Origin of the sequence: Rothia sp. P5766, assembly GCF_048513555.1 — a bacterium.
Classification (GTDB): Bacteria; Actinomycetota; Actinomycetes; order Actinomycetales; family Micrococcaceae; genus Rothia.
Map to the genome: position 1 here is coordinate 59,994 of NZ_JBLXXS010000003.1, position 20,936 is coordinate 80,929.

At 57.0% G+C, this 20,936-nt stretch carries 17 protein-coding genes; 14 read left to right on the forward strand and 3 right to left on the reverse strand.

What is annotated here, in order from left to right:
* Nucleotides 1-23: 23 nt before the first annotated feature.
* Nucleotides 24-1,352 (reverse strand): hypothetical protein, encoded by a 1,329-nt coding sequence (locus ACN08V_RS02280; RefSeq protein ID WP_419104388.1) that lies wholly within the window; start codon nt 1,350-1,352, stop codon nt 24-26.
* 101 nt (nt 1,353-1,453) lie between these two features.
* Nucleotides 1,454-2,563, reverse strand: a complete 1,110-nt coding sequence (locus ACN08V_RS02285) for a mannose-1-phosphate guanylyltransferase (RefSeq protein WP_419104389.1) — start codon at nt 2,561-2,563, stop codon at nt 1,454-1,456.
* Between the two features lie 310 nt (nt 2,564-2,873).
* Here ACN08V_RS02285 and sdhC point away from each other — a divergent pair, with 310 nt between their 5' ends.
* Genes sdhC through ACN08V_RS02305 form a run of 4 tightly spaced genes read left to right on the forward strand, consistent with a single transcriptional unit; the run spans nt 2,874 to nt 6,334 of the window.
* Nucleotides 2,874-3,254, forward strand: a complete 381-nt coding sequence (gene sdhC, locus ACN08V_RS02290) for a succinate dehydrogenase, cytochrome b556 subunit (RefSeq protein WP_419104390.1) — start codon at nt 2,874-2,876, stop codon at nt 3,252-3,254.
* A gap of 3 nt (nt 3,255-3,257) precedes the next feature.
* Nucleotides 3,258-3,743, forward strand: coding sequence for a succinate dehydrogenase hydrophobic membrane anchor subunit (locus ACN08V_RS02295; protein ID WP_419104391.1), 486 nt, complete (start codon nt 3,258-3,260; stop codon nt 3,741-3,743).
* Between the two features lie 40 nt (nt 3,744-3,783).
* Nucleotides 3,784-5,547, forward strand: a complete 1,764-nt coding sequence (gene sdhA, locus ACN08V_RS02300) for a succinate dehydrogenase flavoprotein subunit (protein ID WP_419099932.1) — start codon at nt 3,784-3,786, stop codon at nt 5,545-5,547.
* 1 nt (nt 5,548) lies between these two features.
* Nucleotides 5,549-6,334: a succinate dehydrogenase iron-sulfur subunit gene (locus ACN08V_RS02305; RefSeq protein ID WP_419099931.1), complete on the forward strand. Its 786-nt coding sequence runs from the start codon at nt 5,549-5,551 to the stop codon at nt 6,332-6,334.
* Nucleotides 6,335-6,659: 325 nt separating this feature from the next.
* Here the strand turns inward: ACN08V_RS02305 and ACN08V_RS02310 are convergent, their stop codons facing one another.
* Nucleotides 6,660-7,388 (reverse strand): hypothetical protein, encoded by a 729-nt coding sequence (locus ACN08V_RS02310; protein ID WP_419099930.1) that lies wholly within the window; start codon nt 7,386-7,388, stop codon nt 6,660-6,662.
* A 570-nt stretch (nt 7,389-7,958) separates the two neighbouring features.
* Between ACN08V_RS02310 and ACN08V_RS02315 the strand changes: the two genes are divergently transcribed.
* From ACN08V_RS02315 to ACN08V_RS02360, 10 genes are all read left to right on the forward strand, one after another.
* Nucleotides 7,959-9,137 (forward strand): amidohydrolase, encoded by a 1,179-nt coding sequence (locus ACN08V_RS02315; RefSeq protein ID WP_419104465.1) that lies wholly within the window; start codon nt 7,959-7,961, stop codon nt 9,135-9,137.
* A gap of 302 nt (nt 9,138-9,439) precedes the next feature.
* On the forward strand, nt 9,440-10,540 hold the full coding sequence (locus tag ACN08V_RS02320) for a BMP family lipoprotein (protein ID WP_419104392.1): 1,101 nt from the start codon (nt 9,440-9,442) through the stop codon (nt 10,538-10,540).
* A gap of 194 nt (nt 10,541-10,734) precedes the next feature.
* Nucleotides 10,735-12,312 carry an ABC transporter ATP-binding protein gene (locus ACN08V_RS02325; protein ID WP_419104393.1) on the forward strand — a complete coding sequence of 526 codons (1,578 nt, stop codon included), beginning with the start codon at nt 10,735-10,737 and terminating at the stop codon, nt 12,310-12,312.
* Between the two features lie 2 nt (nt 12,313-12,314).
* Nucleotides 12,315-13,613, forward strand: a complete 1,299-nt coding sequence (locus ACN08V_RS02330) for an ABC transporter permease (RefSeq protein ID WP_419104394.1) — start codon at nt 12,315-12,317, stop codon at nt 13,611-13,613.
* A 2-nt stretch (nt 13,614-13,615) separates the two neighbouring features.
* Nucleotides 13,616-14,908 (forward strand): ABC transporter permease, encoded by a 1,293-nt coding sequence (locus ACN08V_RS02335; protein WP_419104395.1) that lies wholly within the window; start codon nt 13,616-13,618, stop codon nt 14,906-14,908.
* Nucleotides 14,909-14,967: 59 nt separating this feature from the next.
* Entirely contained in the window at nt 14,968-15,369 is a 402-nt protein-coding gene (locus ACN08V_RS02340; protein ID WP_419099924.1) for a cytidine deaminase, read from the forward strand.
* Nucleotides 15,370-15,496: 127 nt separating this feature from the next.
* Nucleotides 15,497-16,795, forward strand: coding sequence for a thymidine phosphorylase (locus ACN08V_RS02345; protein ID WP_419104396.1), 1,299 nt, complete (start codon nt 15,497-15,499; stop codon nt 16,793-16,795).
* Between the two features lie 48 nt (nt 16,796-16,843).
* Nucleotides 16,844-18,820, forward strand: a complete 1,977-nt coding sequence (locus ACN08V_RS02350; RefSeq protein WP_419104397.1) for a hypothetical protein — start codon at nt 16,844-16,846, stop codon at nt 18,818-18,820.
* A 123-nt stretch (nt 18,821-18,943) separates the two neighbouring features.
* A complete protein-coding gene (locus ACN08V_RS02355) occupies nt 18,944-20,155 on the forward strand; it encodes an adenosine deaminase (protein WP_419104398.1) in 1,212 nt (403 codons plus the stop codon).
* Nucleotides 20,139-20,918, forward strand: coding sequence for a MazG nucleotide pyrophosphohydrolase domain-containing protein (locus ACN08V_RS02360; protein ID WP_419104399.1), 780 nt, complete (start codon nt 20,139-20,141; stop codon nt 20,916-20,918). The genes ACN08V_RS02355 and ACN08V_RS02360 overlap by 17 nt, the downstream gene beginning before the upstream one ends.
* Nucleotides 20,919-20,936: the final 18 nt, after the last annotated feature.

Consider the following 20,936-nt stretch of genomic DNA (forward strand, 5'->3'; position numbering starts at 1 on the left):
GAATAAGCTTTATCGATAAAACGCTAGTGGTCAGAGTCCACTTCGGTGGTGGTGACCAGCTCTGCGGCGCGGGAGATACCGTTGATTTCGTTAGGCACCTCGGGCAGATCGATGCTGGCGAAGACCTCTGCGGTACCGTCCGCAATCTTCGCTAGAGATACAACGTGTAGCTTCTTGGTGGCGGGGTCGGTGACGTAGGCGGTTTCGCCGTCAACCCAGATGGCGGGGCGGGGATCCTGCCAGATTTCTGACTCGGTCCAGGAGTCCATGATGTCGACGGAACCCAGCTCGGTGCCGTCCTCAGCCCAGAAGCGGAGCTGGCCGTCGGTCGTCAGTAACAGGTGGGAGCCTTCGGGGCCGCGGGCCAGCGAACGGAAGGTGTAGGAGACGCCTTCGGGCAGGGCGATTTTAGTGCGTTCCTTGGTGATGGTGTTGATGAGTGCGAACTGTTCGGGGCGTTCGAGCTCGGCGGCCTGGTCGGTTTTGTAGTCGGCGAGGACGATGGGGGAGTCGGGGTCGCCTGCCTGGTTGCCTGAGCGCGAGTAGGGGTCTTGGGGGTTGGTGACTTTGGTGAAGGTGCCCTTGGTGTAGATGAGTGCGCCGTCTTGGCAGCCGAGGGTGTAGGTGTCGTTGGCGGCCTGGGCTTGGCCGTGGATGCCGGGGCAGTCCTTGTTTTCTGAGAGTACGTTTCCTTGGGCATCGATAACTGCGGCACCTGTGCGGCTTTCTTCTGTTCCTCGGGAGACTAGGTAGCGGTCGTCGTCTAGGGGAATGGCGAAGCCGTGGTGGGCTGCGGGCAGGGTGACGGTTTGTAGTTCGAGTGAGCTGGCTGTGTTTTGGGATTCGTCGGTGAGCTGGGCGGGGTTGTATACCTGGAAGGTGCCGGTGCCGTCTGCGAACATGGCGGCTTTGCCGTGGCTGCTGATGACGTGCCCGGTTTTGTCGGCGGGGAAGGTCAGCTGGGTGAGGGAGGGGGTGGTGGGGTAGTAGTGGTTGTGGTCGCCGTGTTCTTGGGTCCAGGCTCCTAGGTCGAGCATGGTGTAGTTGGAGCCGTCCGCGACGACTAGGTGGCGGTTGTCGCCTGCGGGTTGAAGGCGCAGGAATCCTTCTTTGTCTATGGTAGTGAGAACTTCAAAGGTTTTGCCGTCCAGGATCATGATGCCGCCGTCGTAGGTCAGGGCCAGGCGGGAGCTGGGGGAGGAGGCTTCGGAGATGGTGGTGTTTTGGGTGCTTGTGCTACCGGTCTCTGTGGTGGCTGAGGGTGCGGGGGTGGGGGTTGCACCACATCCGCTAATGATGAGGGCGGTTAGGCAGGTCATGGTGGGGATGAAGACTCGTCGTGGTGTAAGCATGCCCCCATGCTAACTTAAATGAGAATCGTTTGCATATGCTGAGTGAAAGTAAGGCCCGCACCCTTAGAGTGCGGGCCATGAGCTATGTAAGAAGTTAGCGCTTAGAGCAGATTGTTCAGCCCCTGCTCCTTGAGTGTAGCTACGGTGTTCTTCACGCTCTGGGCATCGTCGCGGACGGTTACCAGTAGAGCGTCTGCGGTATCGACAATGACGATATCTTCAATGCCAATGACGGAAATCTTACGGTTGGTGTTGTTGACGATAATTCCGGTGCTGTCCTCGCTAATGACGTTGTCCTTGTTGCCGAGAACAAAGAGGTCATCACCGCTCTTTTCAATGTTGAGGCGGGCAACGGCGTCAAAGTCACCGACGTCGTCCCAGCTGAAGCGGCCCGGTACCATAGCGACATCGCCGGCGGCAGCGGCCGGCTCGGCTACAGCGTAGTCGATGGCGGTCTTGGGTAGGTTCTCCCAGCGGCGGGTCATGCAGATGTCGCGCTCTGGGGTGTCCCAGGCGCGGGCGATTTCCATGATGCCTGCGTAGAGCTCGGGTTCCTTGGCTTCAAGGTGCTTGAGCATGAGAGCCGCAGGTGCCACGAACATACCTGCGTTCCAGGTGTAGTCGCCGGAAGCTACATAGGAGCTTGCGGTCGCCTCATCAGGCTTCTCAACAAACTGCTCAACTGCTAGGGCGCTGGGGGCATGGTCCAGACCCAGGTTTTGAGTGGCCTTGATGTAACCGAAAGCCGTGGAAGGTTCCGTTGGCTCAATGCCGATGGTGACGATCTTGCCCGAGGCTGCGGCGTGTACGGCTTCGCGCACGACATCCTGGAAGTCTTCTACGGGGTCGATAATATGGTCGGCAGCGAAGGATCCGATGATGGCCTCAGGGTCGCGTTCGTGCAGGATAGCGCAGGCAAGACCGATTGCAGCCGCTGAGTCACGCGGTGATGGTTCAAGAACCAAATCGGATCCGCGGAGCTCGCTGAGCTGCTGGGTGACGGCCTTGGCGTGGGCCTGCCCGGTAACGACCATAATACCCTTGGGGGCTAGGTCAACCAGTCGATCGTAGGTGGAGCGGAGCAGGGATGAGCCTGTTCCTGTCAGGTCAAGAAGGAATTTAGGTTCTACAGCGCGAGAAAGAGGCCATAGGCGGGACCCTACGCCGCCGGCCGGAATGAGGGGGTAGAACCGTTCAAGTGGAGTTCTCATTATCCCTATAGTGTACCGATATTTTAAAGTCATCGTGTTGAAATTTTTGGGGTTCTTTCTACGACGGCAGTCACTTTCTGAGGGATTCCGACCTTATAATTCCGCGAAATACTGGGATTATAGGGGTTAAGGGCATTAAAAGGTTCGCTATTTTTTGGGATTCTCTTGCCCGATACTGGTGACACCCTGTAAGTAAGTTGCCTCAAAACCTGCTAATCTTGCTGTTGAGTAGAACACACACTAGGTTGGTGTGCGGGCGCCATGTGGTACAAAACTGGCGCTTGGCCCGCATCACACAGGAGGTTATTCAGTGCCGAATACATCCAAGGGCACGCTGTATCGCGGCCGCGAAGGTATGTGGTCGTGGGTTGCCCACCGCATCACCGGTATCGCTATCTTTTTCTTCTTGCTGGTTCATGTGCTTGACACGGCAGTTGTACGCATCTCACCGGAGGCCTATAACTCCATCATGCATATCTACAAGAATCCTCTGATGGCCATGGGTGAAGCCGCTTTGGTTGCGGCTATCGTCTACCATGCCTTCAACGGTATCCGTATTATTCTGGTTGACTTCTGGAAGAACGGTGCCAAGAACCAGAAGGCCATGCTCTGGGGTGTTCTGATTCTATGGGCCATAGTTATGGTTCCCTTCCTTATCCGTCACCTCATGCTCGCCTTTGGGGGTCACTAAGACATGGCAACACCTCTCAAAACTAAGATTTCAGTTCCTCGTAGCCGCGATAACACCGTCTCGGGAGTTAAATACAACCGCTCTTCCTCCAAGCGCAACAACTTTGAGATGTTCGCCTGGCTCTACATGCGAGTCTCAGGCGTTCTGCTGGTTGTCCTGATTTTTGGCCACCTCTTCGTCAACCTGATGATGGGCGAAGGCGTCCACCGCATTGACTTTGGTTTTGTGGGCGGCAAGCTGGCTAACCCCTTCTGGCAGGTCTGGGATCTGCTTTTGCTTTGGCTGGCTATGATGCACGGTGCCAACGGTATCCGCGTCATCATCGACGATTACGCAGAGAAGGACGGTGTTCGTTCCGTCCTCAAGATTGCGCTTTTCTTGGCAACCGCTTTCGTGATTCTGCTCGGAACCCTGGTGATTTTCACCTTAGATCCCTGCCCCGCCGGTGCTAGCGCAGAGCTTCTGCCCTCCTTCTGCACTGCTCCCTAAAGTTACAGCGCTCTAGATTTTAGAAAGAAGCATTCCCACAATGCAGGTACATAAGTACGACGTCGTTATCATCGGTGCAGGTGGCGCAGGTATGCGAGCCGCCATCGAAGCAGGCCAGCGTGTTCGCACTGCTGTTCTGACCAAGCTTTACCCCACTCGCTCCCATACAGGTGCCGCCCAGGGCGGTATGTGTGCGGCTCTTGCCAATGTCGAAGAGGACAACTGGGAGTGGCATACCTTTGACACCATCAAGGGTGGGGACTACCTGGTAGATCAGGACTCGGCAGAGGTCATGGCTAAGGAAGCCATTGACGCTGTGCTGGATCTGGAAAAGATGGGCCTGCCCTTCAACCGCACCCCCGAGGGCCGTATTGATCAGCGTCGCTTTGGTGGTCACACCCGCGACCACGGTAAGGCTCCTGTGCGCCGCGCCTGCTACGCTGCGGACCGCACCGGCCACATGATTCTCCAGACCCTCTACCAGAACTGCGTTAAGCACAACGTGGAGTTCTACAACGAGTACTACGTGCTCGATTTGGTCATGGTGGAGGACGAAAAGGGCGTCCGTCGCCCCGCCGGTGTTGTCTCCTACGACCTGGCAACCGGTGATGTGCATGTCTTCCAGGCTAAGTCAGTTGTCTTCGCTTCTGGCGGTTGCGGCAAGATCTTTAAGACCACCTCCAATGCCCACACCCTGACCGGTGACGGTATGGCCATTGCCCTACGCAACGGTATTCCCCTGGAGGATATGGAATTCGTGCAGTTCCACCCCACGGGTCTTGCCGGCCTGGGCATCCTGGTTTCTGAGGCTGCCCGTGGTGAGGGCGGTATTCTGCGTAACTCTGAGGGTGAGCGTTTCATGGAGCGCTACGCACCCACCATTAAGGACCTGGCGCCCCGCGACATTGTTGCCCGCTCGATGGCAAACGAAGTGCGCGAAGGCCGTGGCTGTGGCCCCAATAAAGATTACGTCCTGCTGGATCTGACCCACCTGGAGCCCGCCCATATTGACGAGAAGCTACCCGATATTACCGAGTTCGCTCGTACCTATCTGGGCGTTGAGCCTTACACCGAGCCGGTGCCGGTCTTCCCCACAGCCCACTACGCTATGGGCGGTATCCCCACCAACATTAAGGCTGAGGTCCACTCCAATTCTGAGGACATCATCCCCGGTCTCTACGCCGCCGGTGAGGTTGCCTGTGTATCGGTGCACGGCTCTAACCGCCTGGGTACTAATTCCCTGCTCGATATTAACGTCTTTGGTAAGCGTGCTGGCATGTATGCTGCCGAGTACGCCGCTTCTGCAGACTTCCTGCCCGTCCCCGATGATGCAGCCGATGAAACCCTGGCCTTGCTGAACCAGATTCGCAAGGGCGAGGGCACCGAAAAGGTCGGCCAGCTGCGTAAGGAACTGCAGGATGTCATGGATGCAGACATGCAGGTTTTCCGTACCGCAGAGACCATTCACAATGCGGTCAACAAGATTGTTGAGCTGGAAGAGCGCTACCAGAATATTCAGATTCAGGATAAGGGCAAGCGCTTTAACCTGGACCTGCTTGAAGCCGTTGAGCTGGGCTTCCTGCTCCAGTTGGCTAAGGTCATGTCGGTAGCTGCTCTGCACCGCAAGGAGTCTCGTGGTGGTCACTTCCGTGAGGACTACCCTGACCGCGACGATGCCAACTTCATGAAGCACTCCATGGTCTACCTGGATGAGCAGGCAGAGATGGAAGGCATTAAGGGTCTACGCTTTGATACCAAGCCCGTGACCTTCACCCGCTACGAACCGATGGAGCGTAAGTACTAAAATGGCTGATTTTGAAGCACGCGAACCAGAATCCAAGGTCGTTCTTAAGGCTGAGGCCGGTGAAGCTGGCGCTATCCCTACTTTTGATGTGACCGTCCAGGTCCGCCGTTACGACCCTGAACTGTCGGCAGAGGCCCACTGGGATGAGTTTAAGCTGACCATGTTTGGCACCGACAGGGTGCTCGATGCCTTGCACAAGATTAAGTGGGAGATTGACGGCTCACTGTCTTTCCGTCGCTCGTGCGCTCACGGTATTTGTGGCTCTGATGCCATGCGTATTAACGGCCGTAACCGCCTGGCCTGTAAGACCCTGCTCAAGGATCTTGACCTGTCCAAGCCGATCACCGTTGAGCCAATTAAGGGCCTGCCCTGCGAGAAGGACCTGATTGTTGATATGGAGCCCTTCTTCCAGGCCTACCGGGAGATTATGCCCTTCTTGGTCAATGACACCCACGAGCCTGAGCGTGAGCGCCTGCAGTCCCAGGAGGACCGGGCCCGGTTTGATGACACCACCAAGTGTATTCTTTGTGCGGCTTGCACAAGCTCCTGCCCTGTCTTTTGGACTGATGGGCAGTACTTTGGCCCGGCAGCTATTGTGAACGCCCACCGTTTCATTTTTGATTCGCGTGATGATGCCGGGGATATGCGCCTGGAGATCCTCAACGATAAGGAGGGCGTCTGGCGTTGCCGCACCACCTTTAACTGTACTGAGGCCTGCCCCCGTGGCATTGAAATCACCAAGGCTATTGCCGAGGTCAAGCAGGCTGTGGTGGCTAGGGTTCTTTAGGCACTCTCAGCTGGCTGTGCTCTGGTGGCTCTGAGTGACCGGCTAGCTGCTTGGCCTTGCTAGCGCGCTTAGTCCTCCCGGCCTACCCCAATCAGGGGGTAAGGCCGGGAGGACTTTTTGTGCTGTGTGAGCTTGGCCTAGGGGAGGGGGCAAGCTCTTGGTCTGCCTGGTAGGCACCGGCTTTAGCTTTAGAAAGGCTGACAGTTAGACCCCTGTAACTGGTCTGAAGTTTTGAATCAGGGCAGGCTGAGAGCACACTAAAGGGCGAGCTGCTCCTGTCAAAAGGAGTAGCTCGCCCTGAAGGGTTAGACCTGTCGGCGCTTACTTAGCAGGTGCCGGTGGTTACCTTCTGGTTATTATCTGCGTGGCTATCAGGTTTGATAGAGCTACCACCGTTGAAGACCAGGAGGTCGTCCAGATCATACTTGGTAGAGTTCCCCAGATAGGACCACTGGATGGTGGGGTAGCAGGCACCGTCAATGTACACGGGGGTACGACTTGAATCGTTGACTGAGGTTCCGTAACGTTTGGGAATAGTAATCTTGCTGGAATAGGTGGTATCGTTGCCACTCGAGCTTACAGATAGAGTGCTCTTGGGGCTAATGTTGGAGGAACCTGCTGAGGCAGAGCCATCCCAGATCATACGAGCCACGCAGTTGACGTTCTGGACGGGGACATCCTGGTTAGCGGTTAGGGTAACTACAAACTGGGTAGCGGACTGACCCTTGGGAACGCTTGTGGTCAGAGTCCAGGAGCCATCCTGGGGGTAATTAAGGCCAGGCACAGTACCCCGGCTCATATCGACTACCCAGGAGACGGTTTCGCCAGCGTGAATAAAGCCGTCGGCAGATTCAACAGCCAAGTAAACCGAGGTTGTCTGTGAATTGACATTGCCTCCGCCGAAGAAGAGGGAGCAGATAGTGCCCAAGGGATCATTGGGGGTGCGATCAGATGAGGATGCTGCGTAGGCTGGAATTGCTGAGGTGGCGATAACAGCCGGGGCGGCCCAGGCGGCGCCCTTGGCGATGTTACGGCGTGAAATTTGAGGGGTCATGGTGCGTGATTTCTTTCGATCAATGATGTTCAAGTTCAAGAGTAGGTGAGCTTCTAGGGGGTATGCCCAGTTAAGCTATAATCCCTAAGCGTTACCTAGAGGGCAAACCAGGGTGAACCTAATTTAAGCTCTTCTACCGATGCTCACTCTATTCTACTATAAGGCGAGGTCAATCGTCATTAACCAACCAGTGCGCTAAATTTTAAAAATCAGCTATAGCTACATTTTTAACTGTATATGCGGATGTTTGCCCTACGGGCTAGACAATTTGGAGATATAGATTAGTTTAATCACATCTACTGCCTACTGGCCGAGTCTGGCCCTCCAGCTGCCATGTACTAAGTGGGGGATAGATAAACCCTTTTTTCTGACAATAAATCTGTTTTTGTTAATTTATTGGTCAGTTAGGGCTATTTTTAACTTATCGAAAGAGCCCTTCGACTAGGAGCTGTCTAAACATTCTTCTGTTATACCCCATACTGCCAGTAAGGTAGGCTTATGGATAAATCTTCTACGACTCAAGACGTAGTTTCAGGGTTTCCAGGGCTGAGCTCGACACAGACTGAGGATATGCTCAAAAACTCGGTAGACAACCTGATTCCTGAATTGAAAGCCTTCCGCCGGGAGGTTCACCGCCACCCCGAGCTTTCCTACCTAGAGAAAAAAACCACGGAGCGAATCTTTAGCGCCCTGACCCAGGAAGGCTTAGCGCCCCGCCACCTCAAGGGCACCGGCTGCTATGTGGATGTAGGGCAGGGCCCACTGGCGGCAGCCCTACGCGCAGACATTGATGCTCTACCCATTCAAGAGCAAACAGAACTGCCCTACGCCTCCAGCCACCCCGGGATCATGCACGCCTGCGGGCACGACATCCACCAGACCGTCATGCTGGGCGTTGCCATCCTCCTGCATCGGCTTGACCAGCACAGGCCCCTGGGCGGGCGCATCCGCATCATCTTCCAGCCTGCCGAAGAACAACTGCCTGGCGGGGCTGTTGATGTGATTGCCCAGGGCATCCTAGAAGGGGTGCCGCGCGCTTTTGCCTTACACTGTGAACCCAAGGTAGATGTGGGCAAAATTGGCACCCGTATTGGGGCTATCACCAGCGCTTCCGACACCATCAAAATCAGCCTCAAAGGGCGCGGCGGGCACACCTCTCGCCCCCACCTGACCGAAGACATCATCTACGCCCTCTCCCAGATAGCTATCAACGTCCCAGCAGTGCTCTCACGCAAGACCGATGTGCGCAGTGGTGTGCTGGTGGCCTGGGGGCAGATCGAAGCCGGAGTGGCCCCCAATGCAATCCCCTCCACCGCTTTCCTGGCCGGAACTATGCGCTGTTTAGATGCTGAGGTCTGGAAGCAGGCAGGAGCCATGCTCGATCAGGTCGTGGAGCAGGTCGCGGCCCCCTACCGGGTCGAGATTGAACTAGAGCATTTTCGCGGCGTACCCCCATCCGTTAACACCGAAGAGGAAGTCGCCCTGGTCGAAGCAGCCAGCAGGGCTGAACTGGGGGAGGACTCTGTGGTGTTAGTGGAACAATCTATGGGGGGTGAAGACTTCGCCTGGATACTGCAGGAAGTCCCCGGTGCCCTCATTCGCCTAGGTACTCGTGTGCCAGGTGGAATAACCTACGATTTACACCGGGGAGACTATGCCCCCGATGAGCGGGCTATCGAGTATGGGGTTCGAGTAATGGCCGCTACCGCTTTAAAGGCTATTAGTCTAGAGCGTTCACGGCTTGCCTAAAAAGTGTCTGCCCACTTTTGAGGAAGAGGTGGCGCTTCTTAGGTCAGCTGAGCACCATTAGAACAAATGGGCACTCTTTACCTAGGGGTGCTGGGTGATCAGGGCCAATAATCCCGGTGTGATTAAATAGCAGAGCCTTGTTGCTGGGGTCACTCCTTTTTAGGTGAATCAGAGATGAACCGGAAGATAAATCACACTATGATGTGTTGTGTTACGCAAAATTTCTTCTGGGATTACACATCACACGCGGGTAGTAGTGCACTGGTGCACCTACCTCCCAGAGTGGCACGAAAAGGACCTTCATGGCTCTCTCACGCAAGCACTTCGCATCAACCGGTTCTATCCTGGGCATCTCCGCCCTGCTTCTGGCAGGCTGCGGCTCAGCCCCCGAAGAGTTCTCCAAGGCCTCCGGCGACAACAAAGACTACCTGGGCTGCATCGTCTCTGACTCCGGTGGCTTCAACGACAAGTCCTTCAACCAGAACTCCTACAAGGGTCTGACCGACGCCGTCTCCCAATATGGCATTCAGGAAAAGAAGGCTCAGTCTAGCGCTGAGACTGACTACGCTCCCAACCTCAACGAAATGGTCCAGGCCGGCTGTAAGCTGACCGTCACCGTGGGTTACGGTCTGGCAGACGCGACCAAGGAAGCAGCAGAAGCCAACAGCGACCTGCACTTCACCATCGTGGACGATAACTCCATCGAGCTCGATAACGTGCGCCCCATCGTCTTTGACACCGCCCAGGCCGCTTTCCAGGCTGGCTACCTAGCCGCTTCCCAGACCAAGACCGGTAAGGTCGCAACCTACGGTGGTGCCCAGTTCCCCACCGTAACCATCTTCATGGACGGCTTCGCCCAGGGCGTCAAATACTACAATGAGCAGAAGGGCACCAAGGTTGAGGTCCTCGGTTGGAACACCGAGAACCAGTCCGGCACCTTCACCGGTGACTTCGAAGATGCCACCAAGGGCAAGACCAATACCCAGAACTTCCTGGACCAGGGCGCCGATATCATTCTGCCCGTTGCTGGCCCCGTAGGTGCAGGCACCCTTGAAGCTGTCAAGGAATACAACGCGGCTCACGCCGATGCCCCCGCCTCCGTTGTCTGGGTTGACGCTGATGGCTACGAAACCAACCCCGACTTCCAGGACATCATCCTGACCTCCATCATGAAGAAGATGGACGAAGCTATCACCGAGACCATCAAGGCTGACATGGACGGCAAGTTCACCTCCGAGGCCTACATCGGTACCCTGGAGAACGACGGCGTTGGCCTGGCTCCCTTCCACAACTTCGACAGCAAGGTCTCCGATGAGACCAAGGCGGAGCTGGACAAGATTAAGGAAGATATCATCTCCGGCACCATCAAGGTTGAGACCGAAGGCTCACCCACTGCTGCATAATAAGCACCCGTTAGCCACTTGCTAACCCCCGCAACGGCTCACACCCTCTACCCGCTAGAGGGGTGAGCCGTTTGTGCGGTCAAGGGGCAGTGTCCAGTAAGTAAGCCTCAACCCGCTAAACTAAAGCACGAAGCAAACCTTTCTGCCGCCCCGCGCGGTGATGTGCCCAGGTTCTCTCACAGAAAGCCACCCCCATGAAACTCGAACTGCGCAAGGTGACCAAGAGATTTGGTGATTTTACCGCGAACGATAGCATCGACCTGACGGTCACCCCGGGGACAGTCCACTGTCTGCTGGGCGAAAACGGTGCTGGTAAATCCACTCTGATGAACGTCATCTACGGCCTTTATCAGCCCACCGAGGGGCAAATCTATATTGATGATCAGCCGGTCGAGTTTTCCGGCCCCTCCGATGCTATGGCCGCCGGTATCGGTATGGTTCACCAGCACTTTATGCTGGTTCCGGTCTTTACCGTGGCAGAAAATGTGGCTCTGGGTTCAGAGAGCCTTAAGGGGGTAACCCTGGATCTGGAAACTACCCGCCGTAAAATCCGCCAAATCTCTGACCGCTACGGCTTCGCCGTGGACCCCGACGCGGTAGTAGAAGACCTGCCCGTGGGTGTTCAGCAACGCGTTGAAATTATTAAGGCCCTGGTGCGGGAGGCCGAAATCCTGATTCTCGATGAGCCTACCGCTGTGCTCACCCCCGCAGAAACCGACCAGCTCCTGGGCATCATGGACGAACTGCGCAAAGACGGCAAATCCCTGCTCTTTATCTCCCACAAGCTGCGTGAAGTCCGTGAGATCTCCGATGATATTACCGTCATTCGCCGCGGTAAGGTGGTGGGCCAGGCCAGCCCCGCTATGTCCACTACCGAGCTGGCCTCCCTGATGGTCGGTAAGGCCGTTCAGCTCACCGTCGATAAGGGCGCCCCCCAGCTCACCCAAAAGACCTTCGAGCTTGAAAACCTTACCCTGATTGCCAGTAACGGTGTTCCCCTGCTCAAGGACGTTAGCTTCAGCGTCCGCGGCGGCGAGATTCTGGCCGTAGCCGGCGTTCAGGGCAACGGGCAGACCGAGCTGGCAGAAAGTATTATCGGTTTGCACCCCAAGGCAACCGGATCCATGAAGCTCAACGGTAAAGAACTGCTGGGGCTTTCCACCAAGCAGGTCCTACAGTCGGGTGTTGGCTTTGTTCCCGAAGACCGCAGCAAGGACGGCCTGATCGGCTCCTTCTCTATCTCCGAGAACCTGATTCTTGACCTCTTTGACAGCAAAGATTTCTCGTCCATGGGAACCCTCAACCGGTCCAAGATTTCTGAGAACGCGGACCGTGCCGGAGCCGAATTTGATATCCGCATGGGCTCCAAAGAACATACCGCGTCCACTCTTTCTGGTGGTAACCAGCAGAAAATTGTGGTGGCCCGCGAACTCAGCCGCCCCCTCGAACTCTTTGTGGCCTCCCAACCCACTCGTGGCGTGGATGTTGGTTCCATCGAATTCATTCACAAGCGCATAGTTCAGGAACGAGATAAGGGCCTACCGGTCATTATCGTCTCGACTGAACTTGATGAGGTCTACGGTCTTGCTGACCGTATCGCCGTGTTCTTCCACGGGGAGCTCATGGGCATTGTCCCGCCTGAGACACCCCGCTCGGTACTGGGCCAGATGATGGCCGGGGCAACCTACGAGGAGGCCCAGAGAGCCGCCGATGAACATGAAGAAGTTTCAGCCGTAACCACCCCCCAAACCCCCTGGGCAGAAGGAGAATAAGCGTGAGTGACAACAAGCCCGCAGCCGAGCAGGTAGACCCCGCTCAGACTGCCAAGAGTGCGGCTACTAGCCCCGCGCCGGCAACTGAAAGTCAGACCGTCATCCAGCCCAAGCCTTCCACCTTTGCCCGCATTGCCGGCGGTAACATCGGCCTGTCAATCGGTGCCGCCCTGGCCGCCTTTATCGTGGGTGGCCTGCTCATTGCCGCGACGGACCCCGCCACCCAGGCCGCCTCAAAGTACTTCTTTGCCCGCCCCATCGATACCCTCAGTGCAGGCTGGAGCGCAGCTTATGACGCCTACATGGCACTGCTGCAGGGGGCGATTTTCAACCCCAACGGGCGCACCTTTAACCAGCAGCTTCGCCCCATCACCGAAACCCTGACTGTAGCCACTCCGCTGATCTTTGCGGGCCTAGCTGTCGCCCTCTCCTTCCGGGCCGGTCTCTTTAACATCGGTGCCCAGGGCCAGCTTATCCTCGGTGCCCTGGTTTCAGGCTGGGTTGCACTGAACGCTGGCCTGCCCCTAGTTGCTATGGTTCCCCTGATTATTGTTGGCGGTATCGTCGGTGGTGCCCTCTGGGGCGGTATCATCGGTGTCCTCAAAGCTAAGACTGGTGCCCACGAGGTCATCCTGTCCATCATGATGAACTACATTGCCGCCAACCTGCTGGTTTACCTGCTCAAGACCCCGCTCTTTCAGCGTGCGGGTAGCTCCAACCCCATCTCCGAGAAACTGCCCGATACGGCGGTCTTCCCCCAGCTTCTTGGGCCAGCCTTCCGCCTGCACCTGGGCTTTATCGTAGCTATCCTGGCTGTAGCTTTTGTTTGGTGGCTCCTGAACCGCTCCACCGTTGGTTTCCGGCTGCGTGCCGTTGGCGCTAACCCGCACGCTGCTCGCACCGCAGGCATCAAGGTGGCCTCAGGCTACATCATCGTCATGGCGCTCTCCGGTGCCCTCGCTGGTCTGGCCGGTGCCGCCCAGGTGGCAGGTAGCGAAAAGGTACTTACCACAGGTATTGCAGGTTCACTGGGTTTTGACGCTATCACCGTGGCTCTGCTGGGTCGATCCAAGCCCGTTGGTACTTTCTTTGCGGCACTGCTTTTCGGTGCCTTCCGTGCAGGCGGGGTTTCTATGCAGGTATCTACTGGTACCTCTATCGACATCGTGCTGGTTCTGCAGGCGCTGATCGTTCTGTTCATCGCAGCACCCCCGCTGGTTCGCTCCATCTTCCACCTGCCCGACCCCACCGGCAAAACCACCAAGAAAAAGTCAGCTCAAAAGAAGGCTGTGGAGGCATAACCATGAGTGTAGAAGCAACCAAGGCAACCAGCCTTTCTTCCGACACTGAAACTCTGGTCGTCAAAGACTGGAAAAACCCTGTTATCTATGCCGTCCTGGCCCTAGTTGCAACCCTTCTGATAGGTCTTCGCGCCCCCCAGGCAACTATTAGCCTGGGTATCTCAGACGGCGTGAGCTGGTTTAGCGCTGAGCCGCTGCGGATCAACCCCCAGACCTACGGGTGGGTTGCATCGGCCCTGATGCTGGCACTGGCCCTTTACTCTCTGGTGACCGCCAAGGCGGGTAAGACACTGGGTAAGTGGGTAGCCCCTCTCTTCTGGCTACTCTTTGCAACCGGCCTGCTGGTCTGGGCAGTTGGCTCAACAGCTAGCCCCTCGCTGTCACTGGTCTCCCTGCTCAACGGTGCTGTTCTGCTCTCTGTTCCCATGATCTTCGGTTCAATGGGCGGCCTGCTCTGTGAGCGTTCTGGTGTTGTCAATATCGCTATCGAAGGCCAGCTTCTGCTGGGTGCCTTTAGTGCAGTACTCGTCGGATCTCTGACCAAGAGCCCCTGGGCTGGTCTGGTAGCTGCCATGGTGGGTGGCATGCTGGTCTCTGCCCTGCTGGCAGTCTTCGCCATCAAATACCTGGTGGACCAGGTCATCGTGGGTGTTGTGGTCAACGTCCTGGTATCAGGTCTGACCGGCTTCTTCTTCACCCGAGTTCTGGAGCCCAACGCATCAGTGCTGAACTCAGCACCTAAACTCCCTGCTTTCGCTATCCCCGGCCTGTCGGAGATCCCCGTGCTCGGTCCGGTGCTTTTCAACCAGAACGTCCTGGTCTACATCATGTATATCGTCGTTGCTACTATCTGGTTCGCACTGAACAAGACCCGCTGGGGCTTGCGCACTCGCGCCGTAGGCGAGCACCCCAAGGCCGCTGATACCTTGGGTGTGAATGTTAACCGCTTGCGCGCTACCAACGTCCTGCTAGCTGGTGCCGTTGCCGGTATGGGCGGAGCTTTCTTCACCCTGGTATCCGTTTCATCCTTCAACTCCGACATGACCGCCGGCCAGGGCTACATTGCCCTTGCTGCCCTTATCTTCGGACGTTGGACCCCGATCGGTGCCCTGAGCGCCGCCCTGCTCTTTGGCTTCTCACTGAACCTGCAGTTCGTTCTCTCAATCCTGGGCACCAGCGTACCCACCGAACTGTTGGCCATGCTGCCCTACCTGGTGACCATCTTCGCGGTGGCAGGCCTGGTGGGCCGTTCACGAGGCCCCGCAGCCGTAGGCATTCCCTACGTCAAGGAATAAATCTCTGGTGGCTACCGCTTGGTGCGGTAGCCACCCCTGTCTTAAGCAAAGGAACAAAGATGCCCGAGATTAACTGGGAAGAGCTGACCCAGGCCGCCACCGATGCCCTGGCCTGTTCTTACTCTCCCTACTCCAACTACCCGGTAGGTGCCGCCGCCCTCACCGAGGATGGCCGCGTTATTACCGGGGCCAACATCGAGAACGCCTCATACGGTATTACTCTCTGTGCCGAATGTTCCTTGATCTCTGAACTTTTCCGCACCGGGGGAGGGCAGCTGGTAGCTTTTGCCTGCGTCGATCAGGACGGAAAAGCGCTCATGCCCTGCGGCAGGTGCCGCCAACTTCTCTTTGAGCACAGCGCACCCGGTATGCTCCTACAGTCTGTGAGCGGGCTGATGACGATTGAACAGATGTTGCCCGATGCCTTTGGCCCCGAACGCTTAGAGACAGCAAGAGGCTAATCTTTCACTGCGGTTGCCTGCCCGGGAGCGGGCGCTCGCCGGTTTGAACTGGCATACTTGAACATAGAGTTAGTAGCAAGCAAGAAGAGCGCGGGGAGCAAGGTAGCACTCGCGTAGAAAGGACAGCGTGAGCACCGAAGCTTTTGACGCCGTAGATGTCATCCGCACCAAGCGAGACGGAGGGGTCCTCTCACCCGAGCAAATTGACTGGGTCATTGATGCCTATACTCGCGGTGTGGTTGCCGATGAGCAGATGAGTGCTCTTGCCATGGCTATTTTTCTCAACGGTATGAGCCGCCCCGAGATTGTGCGCTGGACCGATGCCATGATTCGTTCTGGTGAGCGCATGGACTTTTCCTCAATCATTGGTCCCGACAAGAAGCTGGCTACTGCCGATAAGCACTCTACCGGTGGGGTGGGGGACAAGATCACCCTGCCGCTGGCCCCTCTGGTGGCTGTCTACGGGGTCGCTGTTCCCCAGCTGTCAGGCCGGGGTCTGGGCCATACCGGTGGCACCCTGGACAAGCTTGAAGCTATCCCTGGCTGGCAGGCCAATATCAGCAAGGAACGTACCCTGGAGATTTTGGGGAGTGTTGGGGCGGTTATCTCCGCTGCCGGTTCAGGCCTGGCACCTGCCGATAAGAAGCTCTACGCCCTGCGTGATACCACCAGCACTGTTGAGGCGATTCCGCTGATTGCGTCCTCGATTATGAGTAAGAAAATTGCTGAGGGCACCGGTTCACTGGTGCTCGATGTCAAGGTGGGCTCCGGTGCTTTCATGAAAGACCTGGCTCAGGCTCGCGAGCTGGCTGAGGTTATGGTCGATTTGGGCCAGGACGCAGGTGTAACAACCAGTGCCCTGCTGACCAATATGGACACTCCGCTGGGTCTGGCCGTTGGTAACGCCTGTGAGGTCGCTGAGTCCGTTGAGGTGCTCGCGGGCGGGGGGCCTGCAGATCTTGTGGAGCTGACCGTTGAGCTAGCCCGGGTCATGCTGAAAAACTCCGGTGTCGAGGCAGACCCCGCTGAAGCGCTGGCAGATGGCCGTGCTATGGATAAGTGGCGTCAGATGATTGCTGCTCAGGGCGGAGACCCCGATGCACCTCTGCCCACAGCCCGTGAAACTCATACCGTGCTAGCTGATAGCTCAGGGACTCTAACCCGCTTGGATGCTCTCGCCGTTGGGGTAGCCTCCTGGCGTTTGGGCGCAGGCCGTGCACGTAAAGAAGACGACGTTCAGCTTGCCGCAGGTATTATGCTTCACGCCAAGTCCGGTGATACTGTTACAGCAGGTCAGCCCCTGATGACTCTCATGACAGATACCCCCGAACGATTTGCCCGAGCACTCGAGTCACTTGAGGGTGCGTGGACTATTGGCGGCGAGTACACGCCGTCCACCATCATTTTGGACCGAATCAACGCATAGGGTTACCTCCCTCCAGTAACTGTCCAACCGCGAGAAAAGAGAACAACCGTGGGACTTTTTAGCCGAAAGAAAAACCAGCCAGCTCCTAGCCCAGCATCACCCCGTGATGTCCTTGCAAGTGACGCAGAAACCAGTAAAGAATCAGCGGGTTCCGCCTCCTTGCCACCTGCTGAGACTGCTGTTGCGGCGGGAGTCTCTGCGGAGGCAAACGCAGGTAAAGGCTTCAAAGCCACGGTCGAGAAGATGCGCTCCAAGGCGGATGGACAGGTAACACTGAGCCTGACTCAGGCGGGTAATGAGATGAGCTACACGCTCTACCAGCGGGGCCAGGAAATTGAATCTGGCGTCATTGAGCCCGGTAGCGAGTGGTTCAGCCCGGTAGCTGACCTCTACGTCGAAGAGGAAAAAAGCGAACGCGGTGCATGGACTAGGGCACTGATTGTGGTCAACCCCGCTGTGGGTAACGAAACTGCGGTCCAGGTTTCTTTCATGAATACTGAGGCCAGCCGGACCCACAACCTTAACTATTCTCTGAATTTGGGCCATATCGCGGCACCTGCTGTGGTAGCTGCGGCTGCTCAGACCGAAGAAGCACCTGAAACTACGGAGAATCCGGAGCCTGTTGAAGAGCGACTGCACCGGGTTTCTGCTCGTCTAGCATCTGATGAAGAAGAAACCGCTCAGAGCGGTGCGGGGCTCGATGCTGATCTGGCTGAGGCCGATGCTGAAGAGGTAGGGACCGTCGATTCTGTTACTCGTTCCGATGAGGTATCAACCGCCAGCGCCCTTGGCGAGCCCCTTGATAGCCTCAGCCTGTCTGAGACCGTCGAAGAATCTTCTGAGCTGGCTACTGAGCAAGCTGACTCTGTTTCTGAGACCAGCTACGTAGCCCAGCGGTTTGCTCACACAGACGAGGATGAAAACGCGGCTGGAACCCAAGAACCTGGGGAAGAGAGCCTTTCTGTAGCTGGGACTCTTGACCCCGAGTTGGGCTTCAGTGACGAGGTTGCAGATAGCTCAGCGCACATCGCTCCCCAAGCGATTGAAGAGGCCCCCCGTGTAGAAGAGCCCACTGTTGAGTCCAGCCATGAGCCTGTCGAAGCTGAGAACAAGGCTGAAGAAGGAGGCGCTGTTCATTCCGAGTCTGCAAGCCAGTACCCGGCAACCGGCGGACACTTTGATAGCACCGTTAATGTCGATGATTCTCAAGCGGCTTCGCAGCCGGCTGAGAAGGCAGAAGCTCCCTCATATCTTCTGGGCCAGGCCACATCACCTGAACCTGTTTCTGATGTTCCGGCGCTACTGGTTGCTGAGGATGACAGTGAAAGCATCGTAGCTGACCCTTACGCCAGTGAGGATTTGCCCAGCCATATCGACGACAGCGAATTCGGTACTGACGAAGAGCCCGCACCCTCAACAAGGGCATCTGCTTCTGTTATCCCCGCCGCCCCGAGCAAGGTTGCCGCTGCCACCCTGGATGCCCCTATGACCGGCGCCAGCGTGGACGTAGCTCCCTCTTACTCTGAGCAGAGCCAGGCCAAGCCCTCTGAGACGCAGAAGGCAGATGGCAACCTGATTCTGACTGAGGCTGAGGTCGTGTCCCGACTTGCCCCGGCTTATGATGCCCTGTTCGGCCTCAAGGGTACCGCGCTGGATGTTTCAACAGTTCTGATCCGTGTACGCACCCTGGGCTCCTACTACGATGCCCTGACTCACGTGCGTCGGAACGGTTTCTGGGAGCAGGTCCGCACCTTTGACCTGATTCCCGAAGATGTTCTGGGCATTTTGCAGCTCAAGGCTGATTCTTACAAGGAAGGCTACGGTTCACCGCTGGCTATCAATCTGCGCTTTACTCCCGGCATTCCTGTGGTTGCCTCCTTTGACTACGCCGATGAAGAGGCTTTCGTGCGCTACCCCGAGCATCTGCCCGCACAGCAGTATGTAGAGGAATTGCGTATGTTCCCCCGCACCGGAGCTAATATCCCAGCGCATATGAGTGAAGCTCTGGCCTCCTGGAATTTCTAGCTAGTCACCGCTAGGGTTTTTCACTAATGACCGGCCCCCAGCTACCGCCCCAGCTACCGCCCCGGCACACCTTCGCGTGTGGCGGGGCGGTTTCCACAAGAAAACCATGAGAGAAGAAAACGAGTGAGCGATACCCCCACTACCTGGTTACAGTCATTGCCCAAGGTCTGTCTGCACGATCACCTTGACGGTGGTCTGCTCCCGGAAACCATGATTGAGCTGGCGCAGGAGATAGGGCACGAGCTGCCTGCTGAGGAGCCTCAGGCTCTAGCGGCATGGTTTAAACAGGCCGCTGATTCTCGTTCTTTAGAACGGTATCTTGAAACTTTTGAGCACACGGTAGCGCTGATGCAGACTGCTGAAAACTTGCGCCGGGTGGCTATGGAGCATGTCTTGACCTTGGCTGCTGACGGTGTGATCTATGGCGAGGTCCGTTGGGCCCCCGAACTGCACCTGACCCAGGGGCTGAGTATGGCCCAGGCTGTTGAAGCGGTAGCTGACGGGCTCATGGACGGTATGGAACAGGTAGGGCAGGCTGGCGGGCGTATTCTGGTCAACCAGATTTTGTGCGCCATGCGCCACCAGAATAATTCCCTGGAGGTTGTGAAAACAGCTCTGGCCTACCGCCCCCTGGGTGTGGTGGGTTTTGACCTAGCTGGCCCGGAGGACGGCTTCTCTGCTGCTGACCACGCGGAGGCCCTTGATCTTGCGGCCCGTCATTTTCTGCCGGTCACCCTTCATGCGGGAGAGGCCTACGGGCTTGACTCGATTCGTCAAGCCCTGGGGGCTGGTCGTGCTCTGCGCCTGGGCCACGGTGTACGTATCACAGAGGACATTACCGCTCGTACCCTGGCTGAGATTGACCCGACCGGTGAGCTGCTGCCCGATGCTGACCGGGAGCAGACCGTCCTACAGTTGGGTGAGGTTGCCGAATGGGTTAAGAATCGCCGAACTACCCTGGAAACCTGCCCCTGTTCTAACCTGCAAACCGATGCGGCGGAACACCTTGACCGGGTGGGGCTAGGCCTCGACTTTGAACCTGCCCGTTCCTACGAGGAGCACCCGGTGGCACTGCTCCTGCAGGCTGGTTTTGCGGTAACAATCAACCCCGATAACCGGCTGATGAGCTCCACCAGCATGACCCGTGAGTTTGCTGAGCTGGCCCGATATCACGGCTTTGGTCTGACCGAATTCTTTGAGGTCACTCTCAACGCCATTAACGGTGCTTTCTGTTCCCAGGATGAGAAGCAGGCACTCTTGCGGAGCGTCCAGATGGTCTACAGCCAGCTAGCTCTCCAGGAGCAAGAAGGGGAGAGCCGTGTCTCAGGAGCCTAAACCCTCGGAGCCTCAACCCTCAACTCCCAAACCCCATGAAGCTACTAACAGGCAGGGGACTGGGCAACAGATACCGGGCTCTGATAGGACTCCCACAGCGGCTGATTTCTCCCAGCTCCTGGAGATCATGCAGACCCTGCGTCAGCCCGGCGGGTGCGCCTGGACCGGTGCACAAACCCACCAGAGCATCATGCACTATCTCATTGAAGAAACCTACGAGGTTCTTGAAGCTCTTGAAGACCCTCGGGGTCTTAACCTTCCCCTGCTCCGGGAGGAACTGGGCGATGTGCTTCTCAACCTTATTTTTCATGCCCAGATGGCCTCAGAGGTGCCCGCAGAGCTGGGTGGGTTTGGCATGGAAGATGTGGTAGCTGATTTGGCCGCAAAACTGATTCGCCGTAACCCTCACGTCTTTTCTCCCCGTGAGGGTGATGGGCCCGGCCCGAGCGCCCAGGAAATATGTGAAGCCTGGGACCGGCTCAAGAAGCTTGAGAAGCCTGAACGTAGGGGGCTTCTAGACGGGATTCCACCGCACCTGCCTGCCCTTGCTCTGGCAGATAAGACCTTGGATAAGGCCTCAAAAGCCGGTCTGTGGCCGAGTCAGGGGGAGAATCCTGCCGGTCTGCCTGCCGGTATCGAGACTGAAGAGGCCCTGGGCGCTTACCTGTTTGAGCTGGTGGCTGCTGCCCGTGCCGCTGGTTTGGACGCTGAACGGTCCCTGAGGAGCCACACCCGCTCCTATATTCAGCACCACTCTGAATAGTCTCTCCCTCAATGCTCT